Origin of the sequence: Paenibacillus sp. FSL W7-1332 (genome assembly GCF_037969785.1) — a bacterium.
GTDB lineage: Bacteria > Bacillota > Bacilli > Paenibacillales > Paenibacillaceae > Paenibacillus_AQ.
On record NZ_CP150209.1, the window covers coordinates 3,624,065 to 3,647,501 of the forward strand.

A 23,437-nucleotide genomic window follows, 5' to 3' on the forward strand; every position below is an offset into this window, starting at 1 on the left:
CACGAGGTCATTGCCTCAAAAAGCCCATCCAGGAGGTCGCTCTACTATGAAGTTTAAAGCACAAGATAAGCAAAATCAACTCATTGAAAACATTACCGCTCATCATCTGGTCGTCGGAGTAGACATTGCTCAAGATACTCATGTTGCCCGGGCCGTCAGCTTTCGCGGGATTGCTTTAGGTGCACCGCTGGAATTCGGTAACCATCTTGAGGGTTTCAAGCTATTTGGACGCTGGATCCAGGATCTACTCCAAACCTACAAGCTTAACAAAGTCATTATAGGCATGGAACCTACAGGTCATTACTGGCTGAATCTTGCGCGCTGGCTCTCTTCTCAGCGCATTGAAGCCGTTCTCGTTAATCCCCATCTCGTTAAAAAGAATAAGGAGAACCGTGACAACTCGCCATCTAAAAGTGACCGCAAAGATGCTCTTGTCATTGCAGACATGGTCAAAAACGGGTACTACTCCCCTGTTCGTTTTCATCCAGAAGCCTACGAAGAACTGCGAATTCTCATGGCTAACCGAGACACGGTTACAAAACGGCTCAACAGTGCTGTTAACCAAATTCATCGATGGGTTGATATCGTGTTCCCTGAGCTGCGCCAGGTCTTTAAAACCCTTACCTGTACCAGCTCTATTGCTACGCTCAGACTCTTTCCCTTACCGGAGGAAATTAGTAGATTAACCACAGAAGAGGTTCTTACCGGTTGGAAACAATATGTAAAGCGTCATGCTGGAGTTAAACGAGCGGAACAGCTCATTGAACTAGCAAAATGCAGCATTGGCGCCACGCAGGCACTCCAAGCCTACAAGCTTCATCTGAGTCAACTACTAGAGGAATATGACTTGGCTCAGCGCCAACTTGAACAAATTGAGCATGAACTTCATCTCATCTTGAGGCGTATCCCCTATGCACAGAAACTGCTCGATATTCAGGGTTTGAATGCAACGAGCTTGGCTGGCATTCTAGGAGAAGCTGGAGATCTGAGCGGCTATGTACATGGAAATGCTTTATTACGACATGCCGGCCTCAATTTAACTGAAGCCAGTTCCGGAAAGTGGCGTGGTAAAATGGCGCTTAGCAAACGCGGCCGCCCTCGTCTCCGACGTTTTCTCTATCTCATGACGATGTGCATGGTCATGACCAATCCGGATATTAGAGCCCTGCACCACCATAATGTCGATGTGAAAAAACTCAAGAAAATGAAATCTATAATGAAATTGTGCGGTAAAGTCGCCCGTATGCTTGTTGGTCTGGCCAAAAGCAGTGAAGCTTACGACTCGACTAAAGTGTTTCCGCAAGCAGCTTAAGCAGTTTTTCTCACCAGCTCATGCATTCGCAGGATGACAAGAAGCACGAGGTATCGGGAGATATTAAACAAAAGGGCTCGGACCCGTTCCGTTAGAAAGACCGACCTCCACCCCTTAGTTAGATGTGACGAAGGAATGAAAGGGCTAAGACCCGTTGAGACATGGGAGTGAGAATCACTAGGGCAAAGTGGAGACGTGCATGATATGGAACAAAGTGGGTATTGGACACAACACCCTTGTTCCCGCATGCCCTTTCTACTGTCCCCAGCCACCGACTCCCCTGGATTCTCTTCTTTCATGTTTAGCTCAGGGTGAAATCCTGCGAATTCATGAGTTTGAGTGAGGAAATTGAATCACTTCGAGGGAGTTGAATAAAGATGAACTTTAAGGGGAATCTGCTGTTATTCAAAATGCTAAAAAAATCGACGATAAAGTTCTCGTCGTCGTTCGCCGCGCAGCTGAGCATATATTTGAGTGGTCGATGCTTTTTCATGCCCTAGCATGCCTTGAATGAAATCTAAAGGTGCTCCATTATCGAGGAGTTGGCACGCATAGGTATGACGAAATCGATGCGGATATAGATTTACTTCAATCTCTCCTCGGCCTGCAAGCCGTTTCAACGCCCACCGGATCGTAGGAATGGCCATCCGTCTACTCGGATGTGTATCGGTTACGAATAAGGCTTTACAGTTGTCTTCACGGCCGGCCAGATACTTCTTGAGCCACACTTTACACTCTGTCGTGAAATAAACTTCTCTCTGCTTTGAACCTTTGCCATTAACAATTGCAGAGCAATTTTCCCAGTTAAGATCCTCGATTTTTCCCATGCTTCTTGCAGCTCGATATCCTCGCCCGATAGATACCGATTCATTAATTCTGAATTAGCAAAATCCTCAATTTCAATCAGTGGTTAAAGGTTTTGATAAACAATAGAGAGGGATTTATTAGAACCTTGTATGACTATAACGTGATTTCTATGGAATAAGGTTGGAATAAATACTAATTACGACGAGATTTTTCATAACACCTCACGTTCAATCAAACGTTGGAAATTGAGTGCGTCTCTAGGAGAAGGGATGAACGAATGTCCGAGGGCAAGAACATGGTCCCTTTGAAATCCATGATTCCATACAATTTGGGGTTGCGACTATCGAAATAAGCAACTTTGTATTCTTCATTCTTCATCTGGTTCGCAATAAAACACCAGGCATTTCGCTTACGATCTAGAGAAAACGGGATTAAATGGCCCTATTTCCACTGATCCACCCTCTCTAATATTAATCATTTTATGAGTCTCAACGCTCGTCATTCTTTATAATGAAAGTCTCTGATTCGATAAGTTTTTCTTGTTTCTATCTCCTACTGCACTAACTTCTTGAATCATGTACAGAAATGAACCATTGCTAAACTGTGATACCAAATCACAAAAGGATTTTGGTAGTTTGTAATTCAATGATTTTCTGTTTTTTCTATATCTTCCGTTAGCTAAAAAAAAGGAGCAGCTGCCAACAGGCGAACTGCTCCATGATATTTTAACTTAATGTAAAACAACTTCATTTCCTTACCATTAAAGAATGACCTAAAAACCAGCTATATAATTCCGGATTATCGTATGTTTCTGTCCAGGAGTTGTGATTCGTCTCAGGATAAATTGTGAAAGAGACATTTCCACCGTTTTCGCGAAGTGCGTCTACCATTTTTTCTGATTCAGAAATGGACACTATATCATCCTTCGCGCCATGGAATGCCCAGATGGGTGTTCCTACTAGTTCATGTACCCGGTTGGGGTTACCTCCACCACATATCGGAGCGATAGCTGCGAACCTTCCTGGATATTCTGCTGCTAAGTGCCACGTCCCATAACCACCCATGCTTAGCCCCGTCAAGTATATCCGATCTGGATCAACGTTATAGTTTGCAATGATCTCATCTACTAATGCCATCAATCCGTCTTGTTCAGCATTCCAAAAAGAATCCTCCGGGCATTGAGGGGAAATCGTAATGAATGGAAAAGAAGGATCGCGTTCTGCTATCATAGGAATTCCATGTGCTTTTACCAACTCCAGATCATCTCCACGTTCACCTGCCCCGTGAAGAAACAAGATTAAAGGCCACTTATTTGAGGACTCTTTTTCATGTTGATCTGGCAAATGTAAGAGGTATTTCATCCGCACTCTTTTAGTTATTTCTTTTTCAAATTTATTTGCGGTTTGACTCATTGTATCTCCCTCACTTTACTGATATCTCCCATAGGGGGTAAAAATAGAATTCCCCATATTTCCCGGAATTCCTTCAGTTGCATTAACCTGCCCGTTAGCTAATGAAGTTGCATGGAAACATAATTAGATACTTATCTAATCGGTAATCGGAACAAGTTCTTGTCCTCGACTCGGAACAAGAACTTGTTCCGATAAACCTACCCCAGAGATTTGCTTTGGTCTATGGCAGCCTCCAGATCGACACCCACTTTCCGACCGACTCCGTTGCATACCGGGCACATCCCTTGTGTAGTATTGAAGGAGAAATGGTCGACATTGCCTACTTACGGCTGGCCCACACGCTCGAATAACAAGCGTAACATCGGAGCAATATCGCTGACCGTGCCGAGTGTCGATTGCATGCCTCCTCCAAGCCGCTTCTGGTCGACCACAATCGCCATGCTCAGGCTTTCGATATTGTCGGCGCGGTTGCGAGGCAGGAAATTAAGTGCAAACTGAAGTTATCGTTCAACAGCGCCTGCGCTTCTGCAGCGATGGTATCAAAGACAATCGACGATTTACCAGACCCGGACACACCGGTAAAAATTGTGATTTTACTAAAAATGACTGAATCCAAAATGATGAACTGCTTCATGAGTTTGACGTAACTTGTGTTTTTCAGCGTGGCTACATCGACGATTTGGATTTCGAGCGCTACTACCAAGTACAGGTTCTTATTCGTCCCACGTCTGAAGATTAATGGCATATTTATACAGAATAATTGGTGGCGAATTGTTTGCTGTCCCTGATATCAGTGATGAAGTTCCTCAGAGGCTGCTTTTGCTGGCAGCAAAAGCATGAGAGCAGCCGCTATAACATAACATGCAATTAGCCAGGGAAGAATAAAAGTCAATGCATCGCCATAAGCAATCAATTGATTTTCTTCAACGGTAAATGAAGAGTTTAACCTAGAGAAGAAAAGGACACCCAGGATCGCAATTCCGATGGAGTTGCCTATTTGACCAATCGTAGTAAGAACGGCACCGGCAGAACCAGCATCTTTGCCAGGGACCCCAGCAATAATGACATTCACCAGAATAGGCGCAGTAAAACCGATCCCTAATCCGCCGATAAACATTGGCAAGGCGAGCGCCCAATAAGATGGATCAACACCATCTCTGACATTTAGCAATAGAATTCCCTGAGAGATCGCAAGAAGTAAACTGCCGAACACAAGCATGGCGCGACCGGCCCGGTTTGCAAATTGGACACCGATGCCAGATGTAATGATAGACCCTATCGCGTAAGGAAGAATGGCCATACCCGTTTCAAGCGCATCCCGTCCGGTGCCGAATTGAAGGTAAAGGGCAAATAGGAAGAAAAATGAGCCTATACCCCCAAAGAATAACAGGGAAGCGGAAAGACCACTTGTAAATGCTCTTATACGCAAAAGCGCCGGATCAAGTATTGGTTGGTCGCCGCCTGCGGCCAAGCGGCTTTCTCTCATAAAAAAGAGCGCTATCAATGGGATGGATAAGGCAAGCATTACGAAGCCCCACCATGGCCACCCCCACTCACGTCCCTGTACTATAGGTAACAAAATTAATATCATCGCAAATGAAATTAGTACTGCGCCACCCAAGTCAAGTTTCATTGAACCAGCTCCACGGGATTCAGGTATATACCTGAATCCAAGAATAAGACCGACGATACCGACTGGTACGTTCACCCCAAAAATGGTGCGCCAACCCAATCCCAAAAGATCAGCATTAACAAGTATTCCTCCAAGCAGTGGCCCCGCCAGGCTAGCTAGACCTAAAACAGCACCATAGGCTCCGAATGCCTTAGCTCGTTGAGATGGCGTAAACGCTGTGCGAATAATGCCAAAAACCTGGGGTATCATTAAACTTCCAGTTAACCCTTGCGCAACACGTGCAGCGATTAAGAAAGCCGGACTAGTAGCAAGCGCACATAATAACGAGGCTAAGGTAAACCCCATAAGTCCTATTAAGAAAGCACGTCTCCGTCCAAACTGGTCACCTATTCGTCCGCCCGTTATTAATCCAGCTGCTAACGCAAGTGTGTACCCTGCCACCGTCCATTGGAGCTCTGCTTCGCTGGCTCCTAACGATATGGATATCGAAGGAGCAGCTACACTGACAATCGTTGCATCAAGCAATTCCATGAAAACCGCAACTAAGACGACAACTAGAGAAATTAGTTGTGAACGGGGACTTACTAATCGACTTTTCAATTTAAATACCTCCACTGTAAAGTATCTTTATGATAAAGCTTTATTATTATACAACATTATCGAATTATATTGTCAAGGGAATATTTCCATTCAATATAACCAATACAACATATCCGTTTACGCCTTTACAGTCGCTTTGAAGTACATTAAGATAGTGGTGATTAAGCTAGTGTGATAATCTAGAGATGATATATTGATATTAATCAAGGAGAAAGTATCCATGGATAATCCAGAACTTAGAGACGTCACTGAACACCGCGAGCAAATTGTAAATGAACTTCGACGGTTTGGTGCGAATTACGCCGAGCTTTCACACCGATTTGCAACTTCGCTTAATTTACATTCTACTGACGCTATTGCATTAATAGAGATTTTCTACGCGGAGGATATTGGTTCTCCACTATCGCCTGCACGGTTAAGTGAGCGTATTTCGTTATCGTCGGGAGCAACCACTGCATTGCTCAACCGTCTTGAACGTGCTGGGCACATATATCGTACTCGCGAAGCTACCGATCGACGGATGGTTACTCTACATAGCGGTCCTAATGTCCAAGCGCATACTGCACAGTTTTTTGGACCTCTCGCTAACCACGTAGATTCAATGCTCAGAGAATATACGGACTTGCAGTTGATTCAATATGTGACTTTTTTAAACAAGTTTAACTCGACTATGAGATTAGTCCTGGATGAACAACAACAAGAACCCAATTCAGAATAAAAAAGCACTGACAATGGCTTCTTTTCCCGGAATGCTGGCTACCCTCATACCAATAGCTTTCATTTTCACTTCAACAGGATAGCTAACTCTAGTTGCCGACAAAAAAACACCTCCAAGATGATCTCCATGCCCTACGACATGGTTGCATTTTCTTGAAGGTGTTTTAATTTGTCTTACATTAAGGGGGCGGTTCCCCTCCCCGGTCAAGGCCTTTTATTTTCAGCTCCAACTGCTTGTTGTATCATTCATGAAGAACTGAAATGTAATGTTAAAATGATCTTTCACTATTCCGAAGCAGGGACTGAATTCAGTTTCTTGCAACGGGAATATAACTTGTCCTTTTTCACTGAATTTTTTATACATTTCTTCAATCTCGATTTGTTGCGTAGCTGTAATGCAAATATTTACCTGATCTCCGATTACAATAGATTTCCCCGGAAAGATGTCAGCGACCATCAAATCATTTTCACCGGTTTGCAACACAGCATGGGAAATACGAGTCTTCACTTCATCAGGCAAACCATCGGCATCCGTGCCTTCCCCGTACGTAGTTTTGAACAGTAATTTCGAGTTCAACGCTTCCCGGTAAAACTCAATCGCTTCCGCAGCTTGTCCATCCAGCATAATAAATGGTGTTGAGCGCATTGACATATAAACAGCTCCTTTTACTTGAAATTGTCCAATTTGTTATTTGGACTTCATTAGCATCTTATCGTACAATAGTGACAAAACTTGTCATAAATACAAGAAATGGAGTTTACAATGGCAAAGTCGAAAAGACCGATCGAGATTATGATAATCATCAACAGATAGAAATCCTTCAACACCAAAGATCTTGCCAATTTTGCGACCTGGTTAGATTCTATGAAGGCTACTCTATAATGTAGTCACATTTGAGTCAAAATCCTATAGTGTGGCCACTTTTCTGCATTTTTTGATGACACAAATTATTCTACATAAAAAAAAGCCCGGCAAGCCATCCCAATGCTCTTCCAGCAGCTTGCTGGCCCAGCGATATACTTGCATGGTGATGTTAGACGGATCTTCCATCTTCATTTGTCTGGAGAAGCCAGTGGGCGATCAAAGTCCGCTCCCATACACCCGATCAAAGAGTTGTTCCATAACAATGTGAAAAAACTGTCATGCATCATGGTGTTATTGAAGGTTTTAACTACATATGCTTATTATTTAGATGATCATCTATCGGTAATCGGACTATGTTCTTGTCCCCCAACACTCGACATTTTTTCATTTGTTCCGCTTAAGTCTTTGTTTCGCACGCTTCGCGATCTCAACGGGCTAAAGCCGCTAATCAAAAAAGCCCGCTATTTATGCGGACTTTTAAGCGTACATGTTCTTGTTCCTCGACAAGTGGAGATCAATCTTTCGGCTTAATTGTAATGCCCAACTTCTTAAAAAATGGTTGCAACTGCTGTTCCACTTGCTCTATATTCGTTTGATCTTCCTTTGATAGCCGTTCAATATGAACACTACCATCCGGATCAAGTGTTTTGGCGTCATAAGCCATTAATTCATTTACTAATTTTTGAAACTCATCAAACTCTTCTTTGCTTAATATTTGCCCTGCTTCATCTAGCACTCCATTCCAAAAAGTAGCGCTATCTATAGGTTTAGCTTCTCCCTTCGTTGATTGAACTTCATTTAATTTGCGAAAGAGTGGCTCTAGCTCTGCGGTTAACCTTCTATAGATTTTTTGCTCTCCTACACTCAATCTCTCGATATGAAAATCCCCATTTGCATCGGCAACTTTCAAATTAAGGGTGCCCAATTCTTTTAGTAAGGACATCCATTTTGTAAACTCCTCTTCACTTAGGTTTTGTTTAGCGGTCTGCAGCTTTGCCTCCAGCTCATCATATTGTTTTTGAGTTACTCCGATATTTTCCCTCGAACCATAGATGGAATCAGCTATGTAGCTATAACCGGCAAAAGCACCTGTTGGGATTAACAATGTAGCGGCCAAAATACATACAACGACCCATTTTTTCATTTGCCTTCCTCCTTGAATGTGTACGACTTTGTTTAATATTTTTTCCTTGAGCTCCGTTGGTGCGTTCCATTCTTTGGTCTCTTCCTTAAAAGCAGTTTTCAATCTTTCATCGAGACTCATTTAGCTCCTCCACCTTTCCCATAGCCAGAATGCTATTTTTCTTTTTTTTGCGCATCTTTTGTAGAGCAGCATTAATCCGCGATTTTACCGTACCAAGAGGGATTTCTAATGTGGCTGCAATTTCTTCTTGCGTGTAATCATTCATATAATGCAGAATAACTACTAGCTTCAGCTTATAAGGAAGTCGATTTACGCATGCAAGTAGCGATTGATTCGATACTTTGTTGACCACCTCACTTGAGAAATCGTAGACCACGGCTTGGTCAATCCGTTCAGCTTTTTTGATGATCCGCACATGTGTCCAACTCTTTCTGCGGTAAGCCTGAACTTGCCGCATGACCACTCCCATTAACCAAGGCCGAAACGGCCTGCTTACGTCAAACTTTTCAAGAGACCGGTATACTTGAATATAAATCTCCTGAACGACATCCTCTGCATCTGATGGTTCCCGAATAAGGAAATAAACAGTATTGTACACGTCCTTAATGGTTGCTTCATATAACTCACCAAACGCATCACGGCTCCCGGCCAGCGTAAGCGAAATAAGCCTTGCATATTCAGATTGATGATTCATCTGCAACCTCCCCCTTCGGTCTTACAGTATATATTGGTAATATTTATTGATATCGTTCGAATTATTTCAAAATATAGGACAAGTATTCAGCTGTGACCGGAAAATGATTTATTTCTGCATATCGGCATATCCGCTGGCGTTATTGTTAAACCAAGATGCCTTATAAGAAAATCTGCCGAAGTTAAGGATAAAATTTCTTATCACAGGCTTTGGACAAAAGCTTATATTCATAAATCAAAAGGCCCGCTATTTATGAGGACATTTATGAGTATATGTTCGTTGCCATAAAAAAGCGGGCCCTCTCTTTCTCTACAAGGGGCTCGCTTTTGTAAATCATCAGCTGAGCAAAGTTCAACTAACGTATCCCGTTAGTTCAATCATTGAATGCTGTAGTATACGATCGAATTGTTCTTTGTAGTAAATGAGAAGATCTCCATCTTGTGGCTCGATTTCCACGGGTATCTTGATTTGATCGTACACATTTTCTTGCTCATTCATCCATTGGGCATGAAACACATCGTCTCTGTGTCTGGCCCTCCAGACTTCCCTCCATTCGAATTCAGGAAATGAAGTTAACTTTTCTTCCTTACCGATCTCATGGTAATCCTTAAGATCGTTTAAATGAGCCCGTTCCTCCTCGGTCGTCGATTCGTACCACTGGGGGGTAATGGTTCAAAAACAGAGCATGGTTACAATGGAAAATCTGGATGTCCCGTTGCCGCAGTACGTACTAATGGCGTTAGTTTATTCAGAATGATTTTTTCTTCCTTCGTGCATGAGAAGTTCCTCTTTACGTACTTAACTCCCCACCTAAGGAATCAACAACAGGACCGTCCTCCCACCCAAATTTCCACAGATTCACGAGTGCGATTCCAATCTCTTCAGATCGAAAAGTGAATTGGGATGACGAACGTACAAAACTAGATTCCGTATATGTTGCGCCGGGAAGTGGCGATCTTGGGGTGAATTCTAAGTCAATTTTAACGTCCATAACCAACACCTCCTGAAACGATTTTCGTCACAACGGAGAAAATTCCTTCAAGCCTCACTGAAACTTCTTAGTTAGATATTTGTACCGATAAAACAAAAAAGCCGTTAAATCAGCGACTTTCTATGGGACTATGTTCTTGTCCCCCGACAGCTTTCCACTTTGCACGGCTTCAATAAGCTTACGCTCACCAGCTTCGTTACTTGATGGCTCCATACCAGCTGCAAGACTATTCACAATCTCATCGACGGCTCCCCAATCATAAAACCCGGCAACCAATATAAAAAAAGAGAAAGCATATCAACAGTCGTCGAATCGCTTTCTCTGCATATAAATTCATTCGCCCGGCCGCGCTGCCACCACTTCCGGCACGCCGCGCGTGAACAGCTTGACGGATACGCGCGGCTTTGGATCGCCTTCAAAGCGGCAACTGAACGAGACGGTTTGCCCTCCTCTTTTTAGCAACGGAGCTTCCGACACAGCCTCCACCGTCTTCAACAAGTTCCAGTTAGCGTCGTAGACACGGCCTATCCGGTCGCTCTCGCACACGAGATACTGCCCGGCGCCGATCTCCGTCTCAAATGTCATGTAGCTGCCGCCGGCGTAAAACGTCGGCCGCTTAACCATTCCCCGCGTATTGCCATAGGACGGCACCGCGCGCAGAATGAATCGGAGCGGCTGCTCCTCTTGCCGATTGTAGAACGTCCAGTCCGAGCCGCCCGGCTGACCCGGTTGCTGCTCTTCCGGATTGCACAGCAATTCATCCGATATGTCCACAGGATACAGCCTCCAGCGGCCTTCCCCCGCCGGTTCCAGATGCCAGTCGCGGGCAGGGTCTTGCATCTGTTGGCGCTGCGACTCGCTGAACGCATTCGACCGTCTGGCGGCCTCCCACTCGCGAACAAGCGCCAGCAATTCGCCGATATTGCCGTTTCGCTTTAACACAGCCATGTCGGCAAACAATGCGAATCCGGCGTCGAAACCGGCCGCCTTGGAGAGCACCCATTCGATCTCGTCCTGCGTCGTCGCTTCGAACTGGTTCGAAACGGAGCGGAGCATAAACCAGCCGAGCATCGCCGGAATAAAGTTTCGGGCAAAAAAGCGCTGATTATGGAGCCGCCAATCCAACTGCCCTTCCCGCGTCGCGGCTCCCCACGGCTCGCCCCAGTTGAAGCGTGTATGGATATGCCAGGCGTAATTGGAAACTACGATGCTGGCATCATTGATCACTTCGCCTTCCCATCCGTCATAGCAGCGTTTGACAAAGCGGTTTGTCGCGTAATCCTCATGGCCGGTCACATAGACGCCTTCCAGACCGTCAAACGAAATTTGCCGCAATCCCGTCGCCTGAAACAAGGACGTAATCCGGTCACAGTACGTATCCTGCAATTCCAAATTCGGAAAAAACACATCGTACGGGTGGTCCCACAACCGGCCGACAGCCGTTCCCGTCTCGTGGGCGGAAATCTCCGTCCCGTTCGCCCCGCGACGGCAGCCGAGTAGCCTCCACGGCGCTTCCTCCGATACTCCGTCGTATTCAATCAGTTCGTTTTCAATAACGGCCGTTCGCCGGAACAAGCTAACCTGAAACGGACGCGGATCGTCAACCTCGATCTCTGTCGCTTCTATCCCGACAGGTGCAGTCAGCAGCCCCCTTCCCACAAGCTGCAGCCGTTTATCCGGTTTGGGCGTGACATAGGGATCGTTGAGTGTCGTAAAATTGGTCAACGTATGGACGCCAACAATTATCCCTTCTTTCTCCGCCGCCTCAACGCAAGCTTTCATCCCGGCGTCTCCATTTGGAAAGGCTGACGGTTTCAGCTCGAAATGTCCCCAGTTCGCGAACGGATCGGGATGATAAATACCGTAGAGGCCGGCTTCCTTCGCGAAAGCTACCGCATCTCCAATATCACCCTCATTAAAGTCGGTAATCAGATACGACTGCTTCGCATCCGGCGACGACTTAGCCCAAGCACCGTCAATCGTTGGATGTGGCAGCCCTTCGCCCAGTTCGATCGCTTCGATTATTTGCAGGATAAGATCGGCCGGACAACCAAACAGCGCAATTTTTGACCCGGTCAGCGCTGCATCCGGGCCATCCATAGGGGTGACCGGGATGTCGGGCGTTCCCCATACCGTCCGCCGTTCATCTCGCGTCCGGTTACGCGTAAACGCTTGCAGCAAGCTGCCATCGGCTGTCGGCCAGGCTGCGCAGACGTCATACCCGACCTTCGCGTCCGGGTAAGGAAGGTCGGCAAAGCGGTCCAGTCTCAGATCCACCGGGAAGCCGCCGAGCGTCTTCTCGTTTAAGGCCTGAAAGCCCAAAGCATATTCGCCGTCATGCACGACCCCGACCGACTCCCCGATCGAGCCGGAAATCACCGTTTCGTAAGGGCCCCAGAGCAGGACGTCCGGCTCCGTGCCAACAATGCGCATAATCTCGAACGTCGCATAGTCTCCCTTTGCGTACGCTTCCACTTCCAACCGCACAGCCCCGTCCAAGAAGTCAAATACCATCAGGAAACGGCTGCCGTCATCGTGCCCAACGCTGCTTGTGACGCATTGAAGCCGTTCCGGCTCCAAAATCTGCCCGTGTACTGCTATTCGCACAAGAGGAGAGCCTGCTTCTCCGGCAAGATAACACTTTCCCGTCGCGGCACATTGCAACCCGATCAGACGGCCGAGACCGTCCATTTGCAGCTCCATATGCTTCAATCGCATTCCAAACAACCCTAACATGCCCGCTTCGCTCCTTAATTTTTGAAATTCTCGTCGTATACTTTCTGCGCCTCTTCCAGCACCTTGTCGCCGCCCATGCTCTTCCATTTGGCCACGTAGTTGTCAAACTCGCTGAGCGATTGGCGTCCTGTAATAAAGTCCACATATTGCTGCAGTGTAAACTGGCTCAGTTTATCCTGATACTCGTTATAAATCGGCTTGTTGAACGGCGCCAAAATATCGATGTTGCGCGTTCCTTGCGCCCGCGTGTCCTTAGCCAGCTGCCGCAGGCTTTCTTCCGAGGTATAGGTGGTTTGGAAATCGTAGTCGTTGAAGGAGCCGGACATCGAGTAGCCGCCTATACCCGCCCGCTTACGCTCTTTCTCGTCGTTGTAAGGAGGGATGAACTGGACCGTCCCTTTTTCGCCGATATTCCACGTTTTTCCTTTCTCGCCGAAATTCAGCTTCTCGTACATTTCCGGATCAAACTGCGTTGTTTCGAACACTTGCAAATATTTGATCAACTTCTCGCGGTTGTCGTTCAACTGCTTGCCGAACATGACGCCGGAAGCGAAGCTTGGATGGTACTGGGCCATGCCGTATTTTCCTTCCGGACCTTTAACGCCGGGAGAAATCGCCCAGTTAAAATCTGCCTTTTTCTGTTTCAGCTTGTCATACCATTGCTCGCCCCCGAGGAACGCATTGCCCGGTACGAAAGCCCACCAATAATATTCGATTGCGCCAACTTTATCGGTCAGTACCTTGTCTTCCACATTGCTCGCTTTGTTGACGACAAACTCAGGATCGATCAGTTCGTTCTTGTACCAGCGATGCAGTACTTCCAGCGCCTGCTTCGCGCCTGGTTCAATTTCTCCCCGCACTACTTTGCCCTCCTTCTCTACAAAAATGCTGGGATAGACGTCAAAAGCACCGAATACCGAGCTGTACAAGCTTCCGATGCTTTCTGCGCTCGAAGTGATGCCGTAGGTATCCTTCTTGCCATTGCCGTCCGGATCGTTGTTGCGGAAAGCCGTTAGCGCCGCTTCCATCTCTTCGAGCGTTTCCGGCTTTTTGGCAATGCCCACTTTTTTCAGCCAATCTTCCCGGAAGCCGAGCTGCATGCCGTCGATGCCGATATCCCAAAGCACCGGAAGGCCGTAAATTTTGCCGTCCCGGCGAACGTATCGGAAAGGATCGTCGCCCAAATACCGCTTTAGCCAACCCACGTATTTCGGCATATGCTCCTCGATCAGATCTTGCGGAATATCAGCTGCCACCTCTTGCTGCAAAAACTTGTCGTATTCCGGGAAGGACGGCTCTTTCCACCAATCGGGGATTTCGCCGGAAGCAATCATCAAGTTCAGCTTCTCTTTGAACGCTTCGCGGCCGACAGAAACAAATTCAACGTCGATGTCGAATTTTTCCTTGAGCGCCGTAACTCCATAAGAATCTGCTTCGGCGTTTCCGTCCAGGTTCCAAAACATCAGCTTCGGCTTGCCCATAGCATTTTCGCCGCCCTCCTCGGACACCGTCGACCCGTTGCCCGGTTGTGATGCCTGATCCGACGACCCGTTGCCGCAGCCGGCCAGCAACGTCACCGCCATCATTGCGGCGAGCGCGCTGCTCACCCAACGTTTTTTATTCACGAACATGTTCTCATCCCCTTCTATTTTCCAGAAGTTCCAATTCGGAATCACCCTTTAACTGCGCCGACCATGACACCTTTGACAAAGTATTTTTGAATAAACGGATATACAATCACCATCGGAATGATCGAAAACATAATGACCGTCGCCTGCAACTGCCGGCCCGAAAAGGTCGTCTGGTTGCCGATATGTTGCATGACAGCGCTAATATCGGTCATATTGTTCTGAATGACGATTTTGCGGAGCACGACTTGCAGCACCTGCTTGTCGGGATCGGACATATAAATCATGCTGTCGAACCAGGCATTCCAATGCCCTACGCCGACCCAAAGCGCAACCGTCGCTAGGACTGGCTTGCTGAGCGGGAGCACGATTTGGGTGTAGATTCGCAGATAGCCCGCTCCGTCGACCCGGGCCGATTCCTCTACCTCGGCAGGAATCTCCCGAAAGAAATTCCGCATTATAAGCACATTGAACGCGCCGACCATCCCGGGAATGACAAGCGCCCATATCGTGTTGTACATCCCCAATTCCTTGATCAGCAAGTAGTTTGGAATCGTACCTCCGCCAAACAGCATCGTGAACAGAATAATACCCGTAAATACGCGATTCCAGGGCAGATCTCTCTTGGCCAACGGATAGGCAGTGATGGAAGTGAGCAGCACCGCCAATATGACACCGATAACGGTACGGACGATTGTATTCCAATACCCTTGCCACAGCGCATCGAACTTGAATGCCAGCTTGTAGCTTTCGAAGGACAACTGCTCCGGCAGCAAAATAAAGCCCGAGGCATAAGCTGCACCGTCCGCCCCCGTACCGTCGAGCGAAATGACGATTTGCGTCCAAAACGGATAGATGGTTGCCAGCATAATGATTGCCGCGGCGATATAGAGAACGCCATCCACGATTTTGTCGCCGGCCGATTTTTTTACTTGAATGATGTCAAACACCCCCTGCGCGTCTTGCCGCTACCATAACGCATGATCCCGTCCCCCCACCAGCTTTACGATCCGGTTGACACTGATAATCAGAATGAGGGCTACAAGCGACTTGAACAACCCCACCGCTGTCGCATAGCTGTAGTTCATCTCAACCAACCCTTTGCGGTACACATACGTGTCGATAATGTCCGAAACTTCCATTACTCTCGGATTATACATGTTGAATATCTGATCGAAGCCCGCATCCAAAATACCAGACATCGACAAAATGAGCATAATCGCAATAACCGGCGCCAGCATCGGGATTGAGATGTAGAACATTCGTTTGAACCGTCCCGCACCGTCGATGACGGCAGCTTCGTACATTTGCGGGTCGATGCCGGAAATGGCCGCAAAATAAATGATGGAGCCCCAGCCGAACCCCTGAAAAATGCTCGTCACGACCAAAATCGTTCGAAAATATCGGTCATCTGCCAGATACAATATCGGTTCCATGCCGAACCATTGCATCACCGTATTAATTGGTCCTTCCAGAGAGAACATCGTGAAAAAAATGCCCGCCAAAACAACCCAGGATATAAAATGCGGCAAATACGAAACCGTTTGCACGACTTTTTTGAATCGCATGCTGGAAATCTCGCTTAGCAGCAGGGCGAAAAAGATCGGTACGGGAAACCCGAAAACTAGTTTGTATACGCTAATAACCAGCGTATTTTGCAGAACGGTATAAAAATAGCCGTCCGCAAACACTTTTTCGAAAACCTCAAATCCCACCCAAGGACTGTCTATAATACCTCGCGTAATTTTAAAATCTTTAAACGCCAAGATGACGCCGTACATCGGCAAATAATGAAAAACAAGATAGTAAAGCATACCCGGTACTAGCATAAGCAGCAGGACACGGTATTGTTTCACTTTGCGCCATGTGCCCTTTTTGCTCTTTTGTTCATAGCCGCTCCGCGCCGGCGGAGCCGTCTCCTCCATCGCTGTTCCCTCCTATTTTGTATGCGCATACATTGGATTGATAACAGGATAGCACGGCCGCTACGAAAAAGAATTATTAAATATTTTCGAAATACTTCACTTTTTTATGGCATTGTTATAAAGTGGGATCGTCACGCTCATCGCCGTTCCTCTGCCGGGATTGCTTTCGATCCCGATCCCGCTGTCCGCGCCGAAAAACAGCTTCAGCCGTTCATTGACATTTTTTAATCCGTAGCCGGAAGATTGCTGAAGCAGCAGTCGCCTTATCGTTTCCTCATCCATACCCGGACCGTTGTCCTCGACGGTGAACACGATTACCTGGGACATTCGCTTCGCGCTGATTTTAAGCCATCCCCGTCCGCCTTTCTTCTGGTTGATGCCATGCTTCACCGCGTTCTCTGCAATCGGCTGCAAAATAAGATTCAGCATCCGGTAGCCGTACACCTCTTCATCGATGTCATAGTAAACGTCGAATTCGTAATCGCTCATCATCAGCATAATATCGAGATACGATTTAATGTTGTCCAATTCGTCCCGCACCGGAATAATGTTATCCCCCTTGTTCAGCGACGTGCGGTAAAACCGCGATAAGGCTGTCACGACATGGCTGATTTTATGCTGTTCGCTTTTGACCGCTTCCCAATTGATGAAAGAGAGCGTATTATACAAAAAATGCGGATTGATTTGCGATTGAAGCGCCTTCAGCTCCGCCTCCTTCTGCACAATTTTGTTCGTATAGGCTTCTTTCACCAGCGCATTGAGCCGTACAATCATATTGCCGAACCGGTTCGTCAGTTCGCCGATTTCGTCGCGCGACGCGCTTTGAACTTGGAGCGACAACTCCCCGTTCTCCACGCGCCGCATCAGCGCGTTCAACTTGTATATCCGTCTGATCATCGTGCGGGAAAAGATCGAGATGATGATGAGCAAGAAGGCAATGCAGGAACCGATGACGATAAGCGTCGCGTTCAAGATCGAGTCCGCATTGAGGGACATCTGCTTCGCCGGAACGAAACAGCGGATCGTCCATCCCGTCTGCGCAATCGTCTTCGCCACCGTGTATAGCCGTTCACCGCTGGCGTCGATCACCGAATCCGGCCGATCCTTAACTTTCGTAAACTCTGCAGCTCGGCTCGCCGCCGCATCGGAATTTGCGTAGAGCAGTGTACCGTTTCGATCCGCGATGACGACGTCATACCCTTTTGCTAAACTGGTGATATTTTTAAACAGGCCGTCGCTATTGATTTCCATGAAGAGCACATTGGTGTCGCTATCCGAGAAAAATCGCGGGAACGGTCCTGCCACGAACAAATCACCGCTCTCATTCATCGACCACTGATTACCGCTGCCCACAATCGTCTTGTGGTACCAACTCTTGTCCTTCACACGCTCATGCGACTGCACGGACAAGCCGTATTCGGGAACGTCGCTCTGTGTATAAAAAGTGACCTGCTTAATATCGCTGTTGAGCGTCATCATCATATTGAAATAAGGCGTCAAATACTCATTCAAATCTCGCGACAAATTGACGAGATCGATGTAGTCATTTGCGACAATCCGCTGAAACGTCTTGTTATACACAACCGAGCGAATCGTATGGTCGTACTGCTCCAGCGTGCCGTTGAGAGATTGCGAGATGGCCGTCAAATTTTTTTCAATACTCTGCGTCGCTTGAATGCGCAGCATTTCCTCCGATTGTCGGAAGGCATACAGACCCAGCATAAGGATCGGGATAATAATGACTGTCAAGTAGGAAAGAAATAGCTTTTGATTAAAACGTAACCGATTGAACAGACCGTCGACCATCCTTCTCATGTACCGGCTCCTTCTCGGTACTGCGTTGGCGTTCGGCCATAATGCGCCTTAAACAGCGAACTGAAGTACGGCACGTTGGCATAGCCGACATCGCGGCTGATTTGGACGATTTTGCGATTAGTCGTCAACAGCAATTGGCACGCTCGCTCCATCCGGTACTGGGTCATATATTTGTTGATGCTGATGCCTTTATGCCGGCTGAATAGATGGCTTAAATAACTGGGCGACAAATAGACCCGTTCCGCCAACGAATCGAGCGACAGATCGGTGCCGTACTCGCTTTCGATCATATGGACTACGTCCTCGATCGCTTTGCGCGCGGAGTCGGAACCGCCGGCACCTGCCTCCGGCTCGCTTCCCTCCACAACGCTGAGCATAATGGCCTTTAAATCACTCAGTTTGGCCGTCTTGTAGATGAGATCGAGATGCTGCTTGAAGCGGTTCGGCTCCTTACGGGATGAAGCGTCAAATAGCGTTTTGACGATTTCCACACAAACATATTTGATGTACATCACCGGGTAGCGGTCACTGTTCTGCATCTCGTCGATTAATCCTGCAAGTCGCGGCTTTGCCAAGTCGTACCTGCCTCGATGAATATGTTCCGACAAGACTGAAAGCGCCTTCTCGATATCATACATTTCATTGCCGTTCTCCGTCTCCGAAGCCGGTTTTACAGTCGGCAGCACGACGCCCTCATCGTAGAAAAACTTCGTTTCCAAAACCTCTTCCATTTCGCTGAACCGCTCGTCAAACGGGACCTTCCCGTCCAGCAAACCGCCGAGAACGACCGTCATCTCCCTCTCATGCGCGTCCCGAAACCAACGGACTAAAGACTCGCCAAGCCGACGCAGACCGACAGAATCGATAGCCCCTTCTCCGTCTTCGGCGGGCGTATTTTCTTCCTTGTCCGCTACCAGCAGCAAACTTTGAAACTCGTTCAGATGCACCAGTTCAAAAGGGACAGCGATCAAGTCTTTCAAGCCGCGTTCCAACTCCAGGTCGTGCAAATCGAAAAAGCGGCTGCGCGTATCCAGCATGATCATATGCACGGCCTTGTCTCCGCCGACAAAAGGAATGGCCGTTACCTGCGGTGCTGGATAACACGCTGCTGCGTCCTCGCCGATTTTACCGTGAATAAGCTCCGTAACTCTTTTCTGCTTTTCATAGCGAATATCACGGCTGTAGGCCGCTTCCAACTTATCGCGCCGATTCCTGTCTTGCCGTTCTTCCTCGCACAAAAGAATGACTTGGGAGATCACCTTTAGAAACTCGCTAACCTCCACCGGTTTTAAAATATAGCGAATCGCGTTCAAATCGATCGCCCGCTGCGCATACTCGAATTCACCATAGGCACTCATGAAAACGACTTTGATCGGCCTGCCCATCGCTCTGACCTGTTCCGCCAGTTCCAGACCGTCCATCCCATTCATCCGAATGTCGGTAAATAAAATGTCGATCTCATGCTCCTCGAGGTAAACAAGCGCTTCTTCGCCGCTGTCCGCTTCTATGAGTTCCAACTGCAGGCCGTATTTATCAACCAGGAACTTAACGCCGTCCCGTTCGAATTTATCGTCGTCCACAACTAGCATTTTCCACATATTAACCACCCTTCCTCTCCGTGCTCCGTGTTCTCCCCGGTACCTTGCCCTGCTTGGTTGTATCGTAGTCTAGCACAAATGAAAGCGGTTAAAAAGTGTAAAACTCCCCTGTTTAAAGCAAGAAGCCTCCCGCCATTTGGCAATGGTATTATCCCTTCATGGTAGACAGTAAAAAAAAAGTTCATGATATGATGAACTTAAAACTGTAGACCGGAGGGGATTTTTGATGTACCAAAGAAAGGGCAAAAGCTGACGGGTTATAGCGAAGAAGTCAATAAGGAAGCTGTACGTTTGAGATTCAAATGAAACCAGGCGCTACTCCATGATTATGGAGGAGAAGTTTGGGACTAAAAGTGAATCTCAAATTCTCACTTGGGTCTGTAAGTTTCAGAATGGAGAAACCTTTGAGGATTAGCGTGGACGCTGGAATAAAAAGCATTTTAGCAGCGTTGAAGAAGAGAACGCTTGCCTGAAAGCGCAGGTCGAACACTTAAAAAAGCCAAATCGAATTTATACGGGGAGGGAAGTTGGATACAGAAGTCCTCGACTCGGGACAAGAACTTGTACCGATAAAACAAAAAAGCCGCTAAATTAGCGACTTTCCATGGGACCATGTTCTTGTCCCCCGACAGTTGACACAAAGTTACCCTCATTATTGACACAATTTTGCCCTCTTCTACTTGTAGGCGTCTAATGAGTTTATTTCTTTTAGAGAAAAACTATTTAAAATTGATAGTCTAGGCAGATTAAAAGCAGTAATGTCTGAAATACAATCTTATTAGGCCAACCCGTAGTTATAATTTAACAAGTGGGATAAAAGCATCTCCCAATTGGAGATCCTTTTGGCCTTGCGCTTTAACAACCAAGTCTCCTACTCTTTGGCCACGTTCACCTCATTTACGATACCCATGATTTCTGACACGCATTCCTGACAAATGTACTTTTGATGGAATAAAAAGGGCGCTATTCTTGCCCGTTAGCTTAATGAAATAGCCATCGAAATTTAATTAGTTATGTGTTAAATCGGTAATCGGACCAAGTTCTTGTCCATTACGGTAATAGGTACAAGTTCATATCCTCCGACATTTTTACACCAGTTTACTATAAACCTGCAACTGTTATAACCTAAATGGTGCATATTTTTACAACAGCAGCCGGTAAGTAATTGGCTGCTGTTGTTGTAAGGTGCGTTATGTTCAGGTCAATTAATTCAACTTGATGATTTTGTTAAACGTCATTTATTCTGTGGGATGGTGTTCGGTTATGTCTCCATGAGTCCCCCCTACCGCTGAAACGTTTGATCGCTTCCTCGGTCACCGGCTGGGAGTGACCGATCACGATGGCACAACGAGTTCGGCCAAGGCAGCCACGGGACGTTCCGCCGAAACACCCATGATTTTTTATAAAACTCAACAAGACTATCCACATCGTCGGTAATTGCTCTTTTGTCACCCGACACCAACATCAGGCCGCTCGCTTACTCCGGTTCTTCCTTAGCCCAATGCGTGGATACACTTTGCAAAAATCGCAGAATAACGTGTAATTCCGCTTCCTTAAACGAATCAAGCAACTGCATAAACCTCTTCTCCTCCAGCTTGTGAAGCTGTTTATGGAGCTCAAAAACTTGTTTTCCCTTCACCGTCAGACTGAAGTAGACTTCCTTCTTATTATCATTCAGTTGCCTTCGATGGATATAACCTTCCTCCAACAGCTTCCCGCTGATTTTGGTAATTCCGGCCTTGGACAAGTTCATCTTCTCTGCAAGCGTCGTATTGTTGATCGGCTCGTTGTTGCCGATACAGTCGATCACGTGCACGCTAGTCAAATGACGCGGGATCGACTCCAATTGCTGCTCCTGCGCATAACGAAAAATCTTGTCCTGCTCCGATTCGATCCTTTGCTCGCTCAGATGCACAAAATGAACAACCTGATCATGGACCAGCCATTTGATCGTCTCCAATGTATTCATCATCTCGCACCTTTCGTAACACAAAAAAATTATACTTAACCGAGAAACAATCGTATCATGTTCCAATACCGGAGAGCAACGTTCCTCTACCAAAGATACGAGATGTTTATCGTAAGGGATCGCTCAAAGCACCGTCCATTGCCCGTTCCTTCTTCCGCTTTGAGCGAATTGCAAAAACAAATGGTAGAGCCAGAACGACAATAAGCGTTGATAAAATGTTCAAATCGTTGATGCCCATCGTGGTGGACAGGTGGACCAAGTTCGGTCCGGCGTCCTCTTTCAACCTAGCGGCGTGATCTGCAGTACGTGAAGATAGCAGCGTGGTGAAAAGAGCTACACCGAACGATACGAATACATTCCGAAGCCAGTTCTGAATGGAGGAGGCATGGCCGATGTACTCGTGGGTAATCTCCTCCATCCCAGCCGTCGTCGCAGGCATAAGCACTAGAGCCAAACCTAAACTGCGGATCGTCATCCATAAGAGCGTATAAGCAGATGAGCTGTCGACTTGAAGCCACGCCAGCGGCAGATTTCCTACGATCATCAACAGTACACCAACAAATAGTAGTGGCTTGGGGCCAACCACTTTATACAGTCTACCGACAACCAAGGACATAATAGCCATGGCTAGTGTAGAAGGTAACAGAATGATCCCTGTATCAAGCGGCGAATGTCCCTGAACATTTTGCAGGTAGACGGGAACGAGGAGCATGCCCGAAAAAAAGTTGATCATTACGATACACAACAATATGACCGTCAACGTGAAGCGCCGGTTCAGAAATACTTTGAGCTGTAGTAGTGGCGACTCGATGGACATCTCACTCCAGAGAAACAGCGCAAGCGCCAACAGTCCGCCTCCCAGACAAAGCAGCGTATTGGCCGATCCCCATCCCCAAACTGAGCCTTGCGACAACGTGATTAGCAGCAGTGAGCTTGCAGCGATCACTGTCAGAAGCCCCCATACATCGAAACCCTTCGGGACTTTCAGACGATAGTAAGGAATGAAGAAAACGGCAACAACGATTGCAAGCAACCCGAGCGGTACATTGGTCCAGAAAATCCATGTCCAGGATCCGTGCTGGATAAGCCAACCTGCATAACTAGGTCCAATGGCTGGCGCCACGATCGAAGAGGCAATCCAGATACTCATGGCGACAGACTGTTGGTGTCTCGGTATGATCTGGAATATCATAGTCATCGACGCGGGCACAATAATACCGCAGAATGCACCCTGAATTATGCGAAATGTGATCAGCATCGGCGCGTTCCAAGACAAGGCACACAGAACAGAGGCAACCGTCACGCCGAACAAGGCGAAAATATACAATCGCTTGTAACTGAAGCGTTCGCCGAAATAGCCAGCTGTAGGCGCGAACGTGCCAAGCGCCAACATAAAGCCTGTCAATGTCCATTGCACGACGCTTAAGTTGGTTGCAAATTCTTTTTGCAAGACCGGCAGAGCTATATTAATCGTATTGCTATTCAACAGCGAAAGGAAGTTTCCCATGAAAATCGCTACAATTAATGGTATAAGCTTTAGGGGCTGCTGAGTTTGTTGCTCTTGCGTGTTCATTACATTCGTTTGTTTCAT

17 protein-coding genes and 1 pseudogene are annotated in these 23,437 nt (G+C 47.0%); 2 read left to right on the forward strand and 16 right to left on the reverse strand.

What is annotated here, in order from left to right:
• Nucleotides 1–46 precede the first annotated feature (46 nt).
• Entirely contained in the window at nucleotides 47–1,312 is a 1,266-nt protein-coding gene (locus MKX98_RS16155) for an IS110 family transposase (RefSeq protein ID WP_063477462.1), read from the forward strand.
• 413 nt (nucleotides 1,313–1,725) lie between these two features.
• Here the strand turns inward: MKX98_RS16155 and MKX98_RS16160 are convergent, their stop codons facing one another.
• The 4 genes and pseudogenes from MKX98_RS16160 to MKX98_RS16175 form a co-directional block, all read right to left on the reverse strand.
• Entirely contained in the window at nucleotides 1,726–2,139 is a 414-nt protein-coding gene (locus MKX98_RS16160; RefSeq protein ID WP_113059955.1) for a tyrosine-type recombinase/integrase, read from the reverse strand.
• 726 nt (nucleotides 2,140–2,865) lie between these two features.
• Nucleotides 2,866–3,531 carry a prolyl oligopeptidase family serine peptidase gene (locus tag MKX98_RS16165; protein WP_006210636.1) on the reverse strand — a complete coding sequence of 222 codons (666 nt, stop codon included), beginning with the start codon at nucleotides 3,529–3,531 and terminating at the stop codon, nucleotides 2,866–2,868.
• A gap of 203 nt (nucleotides 3,532–3,734) precedes the next feature.
• Nucleotides 3,735–4,165, reverse strand: a pseudogene (locus tag MKX98_RS16170) (excinuclease ABC subunit UvrA); the annotation flags it as partial.
• Between the two features lie 156 nt (nucleotides 4,166–4,321).
• Nucleotides 4,322–5,764, reverse strand: a complete 1,443-nt coding sequence (locus MKX98_RS16175; RefSeq protein WP_199341198.1) for an MFS transporter — start codon at nucleotides 5,762–5,764, stop codon at nucleotides 4,322–4,324.
• Nucleotides 5,765–5,984: 220 nt separating this feature from the next.
• On the opposite strand from MKX98_RS16175, the gene MKX98_RS16180 reads away from it, so the two are divergent.
• On the forward strand, nucleotides 5,985–6,482 hold the full coding sequence (locus MKX98_RS16180) for a MarR family transcriptional regulator (protein WP_194542687.1): 498 nt from the start codon (nucleotides 5,985–5,987) through the stop codon (nucleotides 6,480–6,482).
• Between the two features lie 219 nt (nucleotides 6,483–6,701).
• Here the strand turns inward: MKX98_RS16180 and MKX98_RS16185 are convergent, their stop codons facing one another.
• The 12 genes from MKX98_RS16185 to MKX98_RS16240 all read right to left on the reverse strand — a co-directional run bounded on the left by MKX98_RS16185 (nucleotide 6,702) and on the right by MKX98_RS16240 (nucleotide 23,332).
• Entirely contained in the window at nucleotides 6,702–7,133 is a 432-nt protein-coding gene (locus MKX98_RS16185) for a VOC family protein (protein WP_194542688.1), read from the reverse strand.
• Between the two features lie 255 nt (nucleotides 7,134–7,388).
• A complete protein-coding gene (locus MKX98_RS16190; RefSeq protein WP_336245437.1) occupies nucleotides 7,389–7,538 on the reverse strand; it encodes a hypothetical protein in 150 nt (49 codons plus the stop codon).
• A gap of 322 nt (nucleotides 7,539–7,860) precedes the next feature.
• Nucleotides 7,861–8,610, reverse strand: a complete 750-nt coding sequence (locus MKX98_RS16195) for a DUF3600 domain-containing protein (RefSeq protein ID WP_339224110.1) — start codon at nucleotides 8,608–8,610, stop codon at nucleotides 7,861–7,863.
• Nucleotides 8,597–9,184 carry a sigma-70 family RNA polymerase sigma factor gene (locus MKX98_RS16200; protein WP_339224111.1) on the reverse strand — a complete coding sequence of 196 codons (588 nt, stop codon included), beginning with the start codon at nucleotides 9,182–9,184 and terminating at the stop codon, nucleotides 8,597–8,599. Before MKX98_RS16200 ends, MKX98_RS16195 begins: the two co-directional genes overlap by 14 nt.
• Nucleotides 9,185–10,508: 1,324 nt before the next feature.
• Nucleotides 10,509–12,911 carry a hypothetical protein gene (locus MKX98_RS16205; protein WP_339224113.1) on the reverse strand — a complete coding sequence of 801 codons (2,403 nt, stop codon included), beginning with the start codon at nucleotides 12,909–12,911 and terminating at the stop codon, nucleotides 10,509–10,511.
• Nucleotides 12,912–12,925: 14 nt separating this feature from the next.
• Entirely contained in the window at nucleotides 12,926–14,542 is a 1,617-nt protein-coding gene (locus tag MKX98_RS16210) for an extracellular solute-binding protein (protein WP_339224114.1), read from the reverse strand.
• Between the two features lie 41 nt (nucleotides 14,543–14,583).
• Complete coding sequence (locus tag MKX98_RS16215; RefSeq protein ID WP_194542694.1) at nucleotides 14,584–15,489, reverse strand: carbohydrate ABC transporter permease; 906 nt, start codon at nucleotides 15,487–15,489, stop codon at nucleotides 14,584–14,586.
• A gap of 18 nt (nucleotides 15,490–15,507) precedes the next feature.
• Nucleotides 15,508–16,464 carry an ABC transporter permease subunit gene (locus tag MKX98_RS16220; protein ID WP_339224117.1) on the reverse strand — a complete coding sequence of 319 codons (957 nt, stop codon included), beginning with the start codon at nucleotides 16,462–16,464 and terminating at the stop codon, nucleotides 15,508–15,510.
• Between the two features lie 96 nt (nucleotides 16,465–16,560).
• Nucleotides 16,561–18,279, reverse strand: coding sequence for a sensor histidine kinase (locus MKX98_RS16225; protein WP_339224119.1), 1,719 nt, complete (start codon nucleotides 18,277–18,279; stop codon nucleotides 16,561–16,563).
• On the reverse strand, nucleotides 18,276–19,877 hold the full coding sequence (locus MKX98_RS16230; protein WP_113061831.1) for a response regulator: 1,602 nt from the start codon (nucleotides 19,875–19,877) through the stop codon (nucleotides 18,276–18,278). The genes MKX98_RS16225 and MKX98_RS16230 overlap by 4 nt, the downstream gene beginning before the upstream one ends.
• 1,477 nt (nucleotides 19,878–21,354) lie before the next feature.
• On the reverse strand, nucleotides 21,355–21,849 hold the full coding sequence (locus tag MKX98_RS16235) for a MarR family transcriptional regulator (RefSeq protein ID WP_336245438.1): 495 nt from the start codon (nucleotides 21,847–21,849) through the stop codon (nucleotides 21,355–21,357).
• 103 nt (nucleotides 21,850–21,952) lie between these two features.
• Nucleotides 21,953–23,332 (reverse strand): MDR family MFS transporter, encoded by a 1,380-nt coding sequence (locus MKX98_RS16240; RefSeq protein ID WP_339224122.1) that lies wholly within the window; start codon nucleotides 23,330–23,332, stop codon nucleotides 21,953–21,955.
• Nucleotides 23,333–23,437 lie beyond the last annotated feature (105 nt).